A 13490-nucleotide genomic window follows, 5' to 3' on the forward strand; every position below is an offset into this window, starting at 1 on the left:
TATGGTAAACAAATTCAGAAAAGAATAGCATGTAGTACGGGGCACCTACGGAGCCAAAATTTCGAGGGCCGGTATGCTATAAACACGTTACTCCTACGGAGTATTCATTGTACAAGTACTCCGTAGGAGTAACGTGTTTATAGAAAGAAAAGAAGGTATTCCCGGCTCCGTAGGTGCCCCGTACCGCATGCAAATCCTCTAAAACAACAAACCTTGTTATTATGAAACCCAAAGACAAGAAAACAATACTGGTGCTGGATAAAAACAGCCGCATGCTATCGGTTATTGACGATATTATGTACTACGGCGATTTCGACCTGCATTTAACTTACGATCCGGATGGCGTTTACGATAAAGCAAGGCAAATTCATCCCGACCTGGTGATCCTCGATTACCTGTTGTTGGATAATGATTGTACGCTGGTTTGTGAGGATTTTAAAAACGATGAGCAATTGAGCAATGTGCCTATCATCGTGGTAACATCGTTCAAGTCGAAAAAAGCCATGGCCGATGCCTATAAATGCGATGCTTTGTTTGTGAAACCCTTGGATATGGAATTACTTGCATCGCGTATGGAATATTTAATGGCCTCATAAATAAACCCCTAAGTATTGATTTTGTAAAACCGGTACAAACCCTTTATGTTTACCGTTTAAGCTTAGCGTAAACTATAAATGAAACTTAAAAGCAATATTGCCACCAGCGAAAACGGGTTTGTTTTTAACCCGGCCACCGGCGATTCCTTTAGCGGGAATGGCATGGCCGCTGTGCTTTTTGGTATGATGAAAAGCGGTAAAACCTATGCCGAAATAAAGGCGGCCGTATTGGAACAATACGATGTTACCGCCGAACAATTTGACCGGGATTGGGCCGACTGGCTGCTGCAACTGAAAGAAGCTAACCTGCTGGAAAACTAATATATGGGGGCAGATAATTACGCTGAACTTTGTATAGCGGTTACGGGGCTTAACGCCAATGACAATCCGGGGCCTGGCCTGGCGGTGATCCGCTCGTTAAAGGCTGCTTTTGGTGATGGCGTTAAGATCATCGGCTTATCGTACGATTCGTTGGAGCCCGGTATTTACCTGCGCGAGCTTGTAAGCAAAACCTACAGATTGCCTTACCCTACAGAAGGAAAAACTGCGCTGCTTGATCGCTTAACAACCATTCACCAGCAGGAAAAGATCAGCGTTATAATTCCCAATCTCGATTCGGAGCTGTTCAATTTTATTAAGATAGCGCCTGCTTTGCAGCAAATGGGCATCGCTTCGTTTTTACCATCGCATCATCAGCTGGCTTTAAGAGATAAGATCAATTTAAGAGATTTCGGCGATAAGAATGGCTTGCACGTACCTGCCGACTATAAATTATACAGTGCCGACGATTTGAAAGCGGCCGCTAACGAATTTGGTTTCCCGATAGTGGTTAAGGGGAAGTTTTACGAGGCTTATGTTGTTTACACTATGGATCAGGCTGTAAAAGCCTTTCATCAGCTTAACACAACCTGGGGTATCCCTGTTATTGCCCAACAATATGTAAAAGGTACCGAAGTTAATATTGCCGCGTTGGGTGATGGAACAGGCAATAACCTGAGCGTTGTGGGGATGCGCAAACTGTATATCACCGATAAAGGAAAAGCCTGGGCGGGTGTTACCATTAAAGATGATAAACTACTTGAGCTGGCCGATAAATTTGCCGCTGTAACGGCATGGCGGGGTGGCTACGAAATGGAAATTATGAGTACCGATGATGGGCGCTTATATATATTGGAGATCAACCCGCGGTTCCCGGCGTGGTTATTTTTAGCCACGGCTGCCGGCCAAAATCAACCCGGTGCATTGGTAAAACTGGCTTTAGGTGAGTCAGTTGATAAAATGACCGATTATGAGGCCGGAAAGTTATTCGTTAGGTACTCGTGGGACCATATTGCCGATATAGCCGATTTTCACCAGATCTCGGCTTTTGGCCAATTATAATTAAACCAACAATGGAAAAGCTGCCATACCAAAAACCATATATTAAAAAGCTGCAGGCCGGTGTGATGAACAAATTCGGCTCGGGCAATGGCATGCAGCCGGTTAAAAGCATCGACGGACTGAGCGTGAAAAGCTTAACGGAAAGCTATGGCTCGCCGCTGTTCGTGCTATCCGAAAAGCAGATCCGTAAAAATTACCGCTCGGCACACAGGGCGTTTAGCACGCGTTATCCTAAAGTGCAGTTTGCCTGGAGTTATAAAACCAATTACCTTAACGCAGTTTGCCAGGTTTTTCACCAGGAGGGCAGCTGGGCCGAGGTGGTATCCGGTTTTGAATACCAGAAGGCACTGAATAATGGTGTGCCGGGTAACAGGATAATTTTTAACGGTCCCGGTAAATCAACCGCCGAGTTGCAATTGGCTATCGATAATGATTCATTGATCCATATTGATCATTTTGAAGAGTTGAACCAGTTACTGGCTTTAAGCAAAGGACTGACCAATAAACCACGCGTAGCCATCCGCGTAAATATGGATACAGGTGTTTATCCCCTTTGGGACCGCTTTGGCTTTAATTACGAAAGCAATGAAGCATGGCAGGCCATAGTGAAAATACTGGAATCGGGCACATTGCATTTGGCGGGTCTGCATTGCCACATAGGTACTTATGTAACCAGCACCGATGCTTATGGTGTAGCCGCCAATAAGCTATGTGCGCTAAGCATGGGCTGCAAAAAACAGTTCGGCCATAAAATTGAATATATTGATATGGGGGGAGGATTTCCCTCAACCAATACGCTGAAAGGCGCATACCTACCCGGTCAGGATACCGTACCGCCGGTTGATGATTTTGCCGAGGTGATAACATCTTCCATACTCAATTATGGTTTTGCCAATGAGGATCTGCCCTTGTTGATTTTAGAAACCGGTCGCGCGTTGATTGATGATGCCGGTTACCTGTTAGGTACGGTGATAGCCAATAAGCGCTTAAGCGCAGGAAAACGCGCTTTGGTGATGGATTTTGGGGTGAATATCCTGTTCACCTCATTCTGGTACGATCACCAGGTAAGCCCCGCGCAGGATTTTGTGCCCCACACCGAAAATATGGTGATGTACGGGCCGCTGTGTATGAATATCGACGTGATCAGGGAAAGTATCAACCTGCCGCTATTAGATCCCGGCGACCAGGTGGTGGTACACAAGGTAGGGGCTTATAACATGACCCAATGGATGCAATTCATCACCCTGCGGCCGGCCGTTGTAATGATAGATGAGCAGCAGCGCGCGCACCTGATCCGCAAAAGCGAAACGCTTGGCTACACCGAAGAGCCTGAATTAATACCATCACATTTAGCAGTTAAATAGTGAAGCAAACAGCAGCATTTTTAAAATCGGTGCTTAATACCTACGCCGTTCTGTTTTTTTCGCAGAACCGGGTGTTTGGCATTATTTTGCTGCTTGCATCTTTTTTAAATACAGCTTCGGGCATTGCCGGGCTGGCTTGTGTTATTGTTTCGTTACTCATAACCGGTACGCTCAATTTTAATGCTGATGACCGGCAAAAAGGAATTTACAGTTTTAACAGTCTTTTACTGGGTATAGCTTTCGGCGCTTTTTACAATCTCAATATCATGTTTGCAATGTGGTTGCTGGTGGCCTGCTGCATGGCTGTGGCGCTATCTGTTATCATGACACAGCGTTTAAGCAAGCTTGGCCTGCCTATGCTGTCCTTGCCATTTATCATCACCTTTTGGCTGGTGCTAATGGCAGCCAATAGCATATTTAGCATGGGCTTGCAGCTTCGTACAAACTACTTATTGCAGGAGTTGTATCGTGGCCCGGGTGATGTGGCTGGGCTTGAAGGTTACCTTTCGGCGCATTTGCCGGTTTGGGTGGCTTTGTTTTTTCACTCGTTGAGCGCGGTGCTTTTTCAGCATAATATATTAACCGGTATGTTGATGAGTGTGGGGATGCTCATCCATTCACGCATAGCCTTCAGTTTGCTCATCATTAGTTTTATTGCTGCCTGCGGTTTAAATAGCATAACACATGTTTATCCTGAAGGCATCAGCTACTACCATTTAGGGGCAAACGTTATGATGGCGGCTATGGCAATGGGGAGTTTTTTTACTATCCCCTCATGGCGTTCATACCTGCTGGCTGTGTTGAGCATCCCGGTGTCGTTTATTTTGATAAACGGGCTTACGGGATTTTTTTCCGTGCATGCGCTGCCTGTGTTTTCTTTGCCATTTTGCGTGGTCAATATCGGTGTGATCTGGTTGTTAACTCTTCGTGGATATCCGGTAAAACTCGCTTTAACAGGTTTGCAGCATTACTCACCCGAGCGCAACCTTTACCAGTTTTTAAACCAGCAAAAACGCTTGGATGATCTGAAATACCTGCGGTTAAACTTGCCATTTATGGGTTCGTGGACGGTTTCACAAGGATACGATGGCGACATCACCCACAAAGGCGAATGGGGCCATGCGCTTGATTTTGTGATCCGTGATGATGAACAAAAAACATATCAGCTGCCGGGCGCTTCGCCTGCCGATTATTATTGCTTCAATAAACCGGTAATAGCCTGCGCGGATGGAGTGGTAGAAACGGTTGTTGATACCATTGAGGATAATGCCATTGGCCAGGAAAACCTGAAGGATAATTGGGGCAACACTGTTGTTTTAAAGCATCTTACAGGTTTGTACTCCAAAGTTTCACATCTTAAAAAAAACTCGGTCAAAGTAAAAGTTGGTGATGTAGTAAAGCAGGGCGATATTTTAGGGCATTGCGGTAGTTCAGGCCGGTCGCCCGAGCCGCATTTGCATTTCCAGGTACAGGCAACGCCCTATATCGGTGCCAAATCGCTGGCCTATCCCTTTGCATGCTATCTTAATCAGGATGACCTGCAAACTTTCAGTATCCCTAAAGAAGGGCAACTGATTAGCAGCCCTGATATTGATCAGCAATTAAAAAAGGCTTTTGACCTACAGCCTGGCTATGTAGCCTCGCTTAAAACAGATGATGGCAAAAGCGAAGATTGGGAGGTGTTTAAAGATGCCTACGGTCAGCAATATATTTACTGCAAAACCACGGGTGCTGCGGCTTATTTTATCAATAATGGCAACATGTTTTACTTCACCAGCTTTTATGGTGATAAAACCTCGGTGCTGTATCAGTTTTATCTTGCCGCCTACAAAGTGGTTTTTAGCGCTATGAAAAATATGGTGGTGAGCGATGAGTTTCCCCTCCATGTTTTATCCAATAAACCTTTGCGTTGGCTGCAGGATTTGGCGGCACCGTTTTTTCTCTTTTCGAAGATCATTTATCAGTCGGCAGGGTATTTGAATAAAGGTAAGATCATCATTAGTTCATCTCAATATCAACGCGTTGGAACTATAACCGGGCAATTAATGGAAGCATCGATAGCGATAGATCATAACGGTTTGCAATCAATGAGCATACAGTTAAACGGCAAACAAACTAAGGCAACATGGCGTACAGAAAATATCTGATCCTTCTGGCTTTGATTTTTTTTACCCTGGCCGCCGAAGCGCAGCAGGATAGCACCGCTGTGGCCGATAGTACCGCCGAACGTTTATACCATTCAGGCGACTGGGAGCAACTCATCATTTTCGGTAAAAACGAGGTTGCAAAAGGGAACGATTTTCCGGGTTTGCGGTTTAAATTAGGTTACGCGTACATGCTAAAAGGTAACTATAAAGCTGCTTTAGCCGAGTTTGATAAAACGCTGGCCCAGGATTCATACAACGCCACTGCCCGGCTGTTTGCTTACTACTGTAATACTTATCTCAATAATAGTTTAGGCGTATCCTATCAGGCCAAATATCTCGATAAGCAAACACTAAGCTCTTTAAAAATATCGCCATTCGGGTTGATAGACGCATCTGCCGAAACCGGTATTAAACTGCCTAATAACGACCAGCGTGATAACGGTTTTTTTGAGCGGATAGGGCTGAGCAATCGCTTGTCGTGGCGCTGGCAATTGGAGCAGTCGGGCCTGCTGTTTAAGCAAAATATCCTCCGTGGCGGCTTTCGTGATCATTTTACTCAAACAGGCCGTACCGACAGGCAGTGGGAGTATTTTTTGAAAACGAAGTTCGCGCTTAATTCATCCGTCCAATTGATCGGTTCGTATCATTACCTGCATACCAGTTACCGCAATAATTATTACCACAGCAATCTGGGGCTAATCGGCATAAAATATAATACCCGATATTTTGATTTGCAGGGCGATTGGCAGTTTGGCAAACTGATCAACAACGTTCTGAAACAATATAACGCCAAGGTTGATTTTTATCCAACGGGCAACCTCAATTTATATACCGGTAGCCGTGTGTCGCTGTTAAATATGGATGGGGATAACCGTTTTATTTATAACCAAACGATAGGTTTTAAGGCTATTGACAAAGTTTGGCTGGAAAGTTCGGTAACCTTTGGTAACCAGGACGATTACCAGGATGCCGACGGTTTATACGTTTATAATTCGATAGATCCTACTACGTTCAGGTGCGGCGAAACCGCTTTTTACCAGCTTAGCGGGCATGCCTTATTGAATTTAAACTATATTTATGAGCGAAAAACAGATATTTACCGTTCTACAAAATACAACCAAAACTCGATAACCCTGGGTATGATATGGAAGTTTTAAAGACGACGTTGATTGCATTTCTTTTCGTACCCTTCGCCACTGGGCTGCAGGCGCAAACCAACGCCGAGCTTCAGAAAGCGTTCCGTAACAGCTATGCCAACGAACTTAATAAAAACTACCAGGCCGCTATAAATGATGTTTACCCATACCAGGCCGAAGGGAGTTACGATGTAAATATCCGCCTCGGCTGGCTGCATTACCTCAACAAAAACTACCTTGCATCGCAGGCATACTATCAAAAGGCCATCGCTCTGAAACCCAATGCCATCGAGGCCCGGTTTGGTTACGTAAAACCGCTTTCGTTTTTGCAAAGCTGGGATAAAGTGCTGGAGCAGTACCTCGCTATCCTGAAAACAGACCCGCAAAACACGCAGGCCAATTACTGGGCCGGGGTGATCTATTATAACCGCAAACAATACGATCCTGCCATCAAATATTTTAAAACGGTAATTACCCTTTACCCCTTCGATTACGACGGCAACCACATGTTGGCCTGGAGTTATTTGATGGGAGGGAAGAAGAATGATGCCCGTCCGTATTTTCAAAAAGCGCTCATTATTAAGCCTGATGATGCTTCGAGTACTGATGGGTTAAATAGGTGTAAATAAATAATCTTTTCTCGTAGAGACGCATTAAAAAGCGGAGGATTGTGCGATTCCCTCCCTTGGGAGGGTGTAGGGAGGGGTTTCTTCGCCATGCATGCTGATGAGGCAAGGCGGACAAACCCCTCCCTGCCACAACACAATCCATCGCGCCCCTCCCCAAGGAGGGAATTAAAATTTCTATACCCCTCTTTTCATTTGTCGATTTTATAATTCCGTTAATCGACACAACATTGTTACAATCACCCGTCTCCTCTAATTTTAGTTAATGAAACAAGCCGCTTTAAAAACGCGGCGACTAATTATCAACTAAAATTAACAGGTATGAAAATTAAATTTACCCACATTTTATTGCTGCTGATAGCCCTGATCATTGGCCTGTCATCATGCCAAAAACAGAGCGTTTCAAAAAGCTCAACATCAACACAAACTTTTTCGTCATCGGCAGTAACCTCGGCAGGGGCTATTGCGGTTAGCCTGGCTTCGGGCAGTACGGATACTGTTTATGTTGTAGGTTGCTACGGTCGACATGATAAGACAGATTCGGTTGCTTTCAGCGCTTTACCATCTGCCATTGGTACTTATTTAACAGCCAATTACAGTGGCTACACTTTCAAAAAGGCTTACGCTATTACTGATAGTGTAAAAACTGTTGTAAACTACATCGTATTGATCAAATACAACAGCGCATACGTTGGTCTTAAATTTACTGCCGACGGCACATTTGTAAGCGTATTGGAACAACGTGCCAAACCCGATCTGAAAGGCCAGGGCTGGCACCACGGAGGTCCGTTTGATAACCGGGATGGTAAGCACAGGGATACAGTAGCTATTTCAGCATTGCCTACCGCTGTAACCACCTACTTCAAAACTAATTATCCAACAGATACCCTGTTGCATGCATCGGTAACGCCGGATACTACTTATGTCCTCATCAGCAAAAACAACGGCCTGTTCGCTACAGCTATCAAAGCCAACGGAACATTTGTAAAACGTGTACAGGTTGATAAACATATTGGCAAACACACAGCTATGGCCGAAGCTGCACTGCCTGCTGCCATCACCACTTATTTAACCACTACCTATCCGGGCTATGTGTTTGATAAAGCGTTCTCGTACAGCCAAGGTGGTACCTTAAAAGGCTACGCGGTATCCATCACCTCAAACAGTACCAAATATGTTATTGTGTTTGACGCTTCGGGCACGTTTGTGAAAGCTTTTGCGGTGCATTAAGATTCTTCTTCGATCAGTTAATTGAAACCCCGGTAGCTTTAGAGTTGTCGGGTTTTTTTTTAAAATGGAACCTGTAAAACATGTTATTGCGAGGAGCTGCCGGGAAGAAGTGAAAGCCGCGACGTGGCAATCGCATACTATACAGGGCGGCTGTGCTTCCGTGCTATGCCGCGCTGCGCTACTCATGACAAGTTAAAAATGGATGTCATGGGTAGCTTGTCGAAGCATGGTGGGCTGGCCTCTACGCGCGACTCTTCGACAAGCTCAGAGTGACAGGCCGACCCACCAAACGTCATATCTCCTTCAGATGCCTCGGCTTTTATTTACTCGCAATAACATGTCACTTATCGTAGACAATTAATTTTTTTTATTTTAAGTGTTTTTTTTACAATTAATTTATATATTGCTTCTCAATTATAAACCATCAAAACAGGCGCTTAGATCATCTAAAATACTATCCGCCCAATTTTTTTACCGATTTTACGGTTGTAAATAGATTTTTATGAGCCTGTTAGGCTTTGTTGGATATTAAGAGAAATTTAGATGCTGGCACTTTTACCAAGTAAACAATATTCGTGGTTTTTGATCAGGCTGTCGTTAATTGCGATCTTGCAGTTTTGTTTTACAGCCTCGCACGCACAATCACCCATCAAAAACAAAGCTTTAAAATATTCATTAAAGGATGGGCTTTCCTTCGGCATTGTGAACAGCGTTACCCAGGATGCCAATGGCTTTATGTGGTTTGCCACCAGCGATGGTCTCAATCGTTTTGATGGTACAACTTTCAAAGTATTCAAATCCAAACAAGGTGATTCGTCGGGCTTAACCAGCAATTACGTAGAAAAAGTTTTTACCGGGAAAGATGGCATGATCTGGGTGGGATCGCGTGACGGTTTGAGCCGATTGGATACCCGCACCGAAAATTTTACCCATTATAAAGTAAACGTAGGCCGCACGCAAAAGGAGGATGTAAACAACATTGTATCTGCCCGTGGAGGTAATTTCTGGGTATCAACCTATGGTATCGGCTTTTCATATTATAATACCCAAACCGGTAAATTCAGCAATTATAGGCACAAAACGCTCGACGCGCTTACCGACGACAGGGTGATTTCAATGCTCGAAGATTCGCAGGGTTTACTGTGGGTAGGTACGCAAGAAGGAGGACTTAATGTATTCACACAATCTAATGGTGCTATCAGCAAAAAGCTGAATACCGATCTTCCTCCATCCGGCCGGATCAACGATATTTTTGAAGATCATTTTCATAACATCTGGATAGCTACCGGCAACGGACTGGCCTGGTATAACCGCCAAGCGGGTAAATTTTATCAGTTGCCCAACGAGCGAAGCGGGGCCAAAAGCAAACGCTACATAGCGCTTAACGAAGCAACCGACAAAAAACTATTGATTGGCTTGCAAGATGGTGGTTTATATAAACTTGATCTGGGTGGCTCTGCTAATTACAACGTCAACAACTTTATTCTTGAACCCGTTACCGGCGACGACGGCTTTAACCTTACCCCGCGCTCGGTGCAAACCCTTTATATCGATAGGGATAAAAATACCTGGCTGGGCACCTATGGCGATGGTATTTACATGGTGAGCAATAAAACCGAAAAGTTTACCCGTATCCAACGTAAGCACACCGATAAAGAAAGCGAAAACATGGTGCGTTTTTACGGAATGACCATCGATAAAGACGGTACGCTATGGTTCGGAACAGATGGTGATGGCCTGCTCAAAAACCGGCCGGACGGAACGCTGATCAAACAATATAAAGCTGATGGTAAAGCCGGCAGCTTAACTGATAATGCGATTTTAAGCGGATTTACCGATAGTAATAACAACGTATGGCTCGGCACTTATGCTAAAGGTTTGTTTTTATACAATCGCGCCTCCGATTCTTTTACCAATTTTAGTCATACTGCCGGCGTAGCTAACAGTTTGGGCGGGAATGATGTAAGGGTTATTTATGAGGATAAACGCAAACGCCTGTGGTTAGGCACCAACGGTGGTGGATTGAGTTTGTACGATCCGGCTACACGGTCGTTTAAAAATTATAATCCGGCCAATAGCAGTATCAGTTCGTACGATGTTAGGGCCATTGCCGAGGATGAGAAGGGCAACCTCTGGATTGGGGCTTATGGCGGCGGACTGGATTATTTCGATGTAAGCACAAACCGTTTCACAAAATTTTTGAAAACAGCGGATGAGAAAAAATACCTGCCGGGCGCGGTGATATTTTCATTGTATCATGATGCAACGCAACACCTTTGGATAGGTACTGAAGGAGACGGCTTGTTGGTATACAATCTGAAAACTCAATCCCTGAAAGTATTTAACGAAAAAAATGGACTGGCCAATAATACAGTTTATGCTGTAAAGGATGCAGGCAACGGTACCATTTGGGTAAGTACCAACAAAGGTTTATCCAGCATCAATACTTCTACCAATAAAATAGAAAACTATGATCAATCAGATGGTTTACAGGGCGGCCAGTTCAACGTTGGTTCGGTTGCTTTTGATGCCGCTCACCGCATCATCTATTTTGGTGGTACCGAAGGACTTAATGCTTTTGATCCGGCACAGGTAAACAAAAGTTATTATCGCCCCGGTGTGGTGATAACCGGTTTGCAGATCTTCGGCAAGCAGGTGGAGGCGGGTGACCGCGACAAAAGCGGAACCGAAATACCCGCGACTATTAACGAAACCCGTAAGGTAATTTTACAGCCCGATCAATCCGTTTTTTCCATTCAATATACCGCGTTTAATTATGCCTACCCCCAAAAAGGAGATTTCGCCTACAAAATGGAAGGCCTTGATAAATCATGGAACTATGTAGGCAACCAGCGTTCGGCCACCTACCGTTACCTTGATCCCGGCACTTACACATTCAGAGTAAAGGCATCCAACCAGGATGGGATTTGGTTTGATAATTATGCCACTTTGCAGGTAACCGTCCTACCGCCATGGTATAAAACATGGTGGGCTTACATTTGCTACATAGCTGCCGCCGGTTTCCTTTTCAATTATTACCGGTTATACAAAATTAATCAGGCCAAACTTAAATTAGAGGTTCAGGTTGCGCAACTCTCTGCCGAAAAGGATAGGGAACTGAACGAACGCAAGCTTTCCTTCTTTACTAACATCTCGCACGAGTTTCGCACCCCGTTAACGCTCATTATCAACCCGGTAAAGGATATGCTGTTTGGCAAAGGCGGGCAGCCTGATGATAATGGCAACTTGCATATTGTTTATCGAAACGCGCGCAGGTTATTGAGTTTGGTTGATCAGTTATTGCTTTTCCGCAAGGCCGAGAGTGATACCGATAAGCTGAAAATAGTGAAGCTCAACATCGTTTCGCTTTGCCATGAGGTGTTTTTATGCTTTAACCACCAGGCCCGGGCAAAAAACATTCAGTTTGATTTTATTACCGGGCATGAATCTATCGAGATCTATGCCGATAAGGAAAAAATGGAGATAGCTCTGTTTAACCTCATTTCCAATGCCTTAAAATTTACGCCCGACGGAGGCATAGTAAATTGTACAATAACCGATAGGGAAGAAGGGGTTACCATTGCTATAAAAGATAGCGGCTGCGGCATAGCCGAGGGTACTGGTGATGAGTTGTTTGATAAATTCCATCAATTACAAAACCCAACGGCCAATACCGGGGGCTTTGGTATCGGGCTTTACCTGGTTAAAGTGTTTATCGAAAACCATAGGGGCAATATTACCTATGAAAGTAAGCAGGGAGAAGGCACCACCTTTTTAGTATCGTTATTAAAAGGGAAAGAACATTTCGGTCAGCAATTTATTTTTGAGGATGTTGCCGAAACTTCGGTGTTTTTGGATGAGTTGATGGAGAATAAAGGTGAGTTGGTACCTGTTGAAGTAGGATCTGTATCGCCTGTTAAAAACCAGGAAGCCCTGAGTTCAACCACCAAAACCATGTTGCTGGTTGATGATAACGAACAAATCAGGACATATCTTAAACAGATCTTTAGCAATGAGTTCGAGATATTTGAGGCCGATAACGGTACCACCGGCCTTGAAATGGCCTGTAACCTAATGCCCGATATTGTGATAAGCGATGTGATGATGAACGGGGTAAGCGGTATTGAGTTGTGCAGTCGCATTAAAGAAGACCCGGTGATGAACCACGTTCCGGTAATATTACTAACGGCCAGTTCATCGCCAGAGATTAAACTAAAAGGCATTGAAGGAGGAGCCGACGATTATATCAGTAAGCCATTTGACCGTGAGATCCTGATAGCCCGTGTTAACGGCATCCTGAAAAGCCGCAATAACCTGCAAAAGTATTTTTATAATGAGATCACGCTCAACAAATCCAACGATCTGAAGATCTCCCAGGAGTATAAAGAGTTCCTCGAAAAATGTTTGCAGATAGTTGAGCAGCACCTTACTGATCCCGATTTCAGTATCAAAACCCTCGCTGCCGAAATAGGTATGAGCCATTCAAATTTGTATAAACGCATCAAATCCATCTCGGGCCAATCTGCCAATGGCTTTATCCGTTTTATCCGCCTGCGTAAAGCAGCCGAGATATTGCTAACATCTGATAGTACAGTTTATGAAGCAGCATATAAGGTAGGTTTAAATGATCTGAAGTATTTCAGAGAGCAGTTCCATAAACTATTCGGTATTAACCCTTCAGATTATATTAAAAAGTATCGCAAGCCGTTCCATAATAACTACAACGTGAATAGGGATGTGATCAGGGAGAGTTGATCCTGACGCTATTTTTTAACGCAAAGACACCAAAGCTTTTTGGAAATTACCGCTTATAAAAGACGTCATTGCGAGGTACGAAGCAATCGCACGGAAGCAGGTCCGCCCTGTATAGCTCGCGATTGCTTCGTACCTCGCAATTGTAAAGGTTAGATAATTCGGTAACAGAATTAACAAGCAATAAAAAACGTTAATTCAATTATGCGGAACATCAATAATGATCTAACCTTAAAGCGGAATTATCTGAGTAAATATC

The 13490-nt window shown here is 44.2% G+C and carries 9 protein-coding genes; all 9 read left to right on the forward strand.

Translation table 11 applies throughout. The features are described from left to right. The first annotated feature begins 221 nt into the window (after positions 1-221). The 9 genes from AAFN85_RS22870 to AAFN85_RS22910 all read left to right on the forward strand — a co-directional run bounded on the left by AAFN85_RS22870 (position 222) and on the right by AAFN85_RS22910 (position 13234). On the forward strand, positions 222-596 hold the full coding sequence (locus tag AAFN85_RS22870) for a response regulator (RefSeq protein WP_347529999.1): 375 nt from the start codon (positions 222-224) through the stop codon (positions 594-596). A gap of 78 nt (positions 597-674) precedes the next feature. Continuing rightward, entirely contained in the window at positions 675-917 is a 243-nt protein-coding gene (locus AAFN85_RS22875) for a PqqD family protein (RefSeq protein WP_347530000.1), read from the forward strand. 3 nt (positions 918-920) lie between these two features. Beyond that, positions 921-1976 carry an ATP-grasp domain-containing protein gene (locus tag AAFN85_RS22880; protein ID WP_347530001.1) on the forward strand — a complete coding sequence of 352 codons (1056 nt, stop codon included), beginning with the start codon at positions 921-923 and terminating at the stop codon, positions 1974-1976. Positions 1977-1987: 11 nt separating this feature from the next. Further along, on the forward strand, positions 1988-3340 hold the full coding sequence (locus AAFN85_RS22885) for a hypothetical protein (RefSeq protein WP_347530002.1): 1353 nt from the start codon (positions 1988-1990) through the stop codon (positions 3338-3340). Next, complete coding sequence (locus tag AAFN85_RS22890) at positions 3340-5487, forward strand: urea transporter (RefSeq protein WP_347530003.1); 2148 nt, start codon at positions 3340-3342, stop codon at positions 5485-5487. The genes AAFN85_RS22885 and AAFN85_RS22890 overlap by 1 nt, the downstream gene beginning before the upstream one ends. Then, positions 5466-6644 (forward strand): hypothetical protein, encoded by a 1179-nt coding sequence (locus tag AAFN85_RS22895; protein WP_347530004.1) that lies wholly within the window; start codon positions 5466-5468, stop codon positions 6642-6644. The genes AAFN85_RS22890 and AAFN85_RS22895 overlap by 22 nt, the downstream gene beginning before the upstream one ends. After that, positions 6632-7252, forward strand: coding sequence for a tetratricopeptide repeat protein (locus AAFN85_RS22900; RefSeq protein ID WP_347530005.1), 621 nt, complete (start codon positions 6632-6634; stop codon positions 7250-7252). The genes AAFN85_RS22895 and AAFN85_RS22900 overlap by 13 nt, the downstream gene beginning before the upstream one ends. 318 nt (positions 7253-7570) lie before the next feature. Beyond that, positions 7571-8479, forward strand: a complete 909-nt coding sequence (locus tag AAFN85_RS22905) for a PepSY-like domain-containing protein (protein WP_347530006.1) — start codon at positions 7571-7573, stop codon at positions 8477-8479. Positions 8480-9022: 543 nt separating this feature from the next. After that, entirely contained in the window at positions 9023-13234 is a 4212-nt protein-coding gene (locus tag AAFN85_RS22910; protein ID WP_347530007.1) for a two-component regulator propeller domain-containing protein, read from the forward strand. Positions 13235-13490: the final 256 nt, after the last annotated feature.

Origin of the sequence: Mucilaginibacter sp. CAU 1740 (assembly GCF_039839285.1) — a bacterium.
Lineage (GTDB): Bacteria > Bacteroidota > Bacteroidia > Sphingobacteriales > Sphingobacteriaceae > Mucilaginibacter.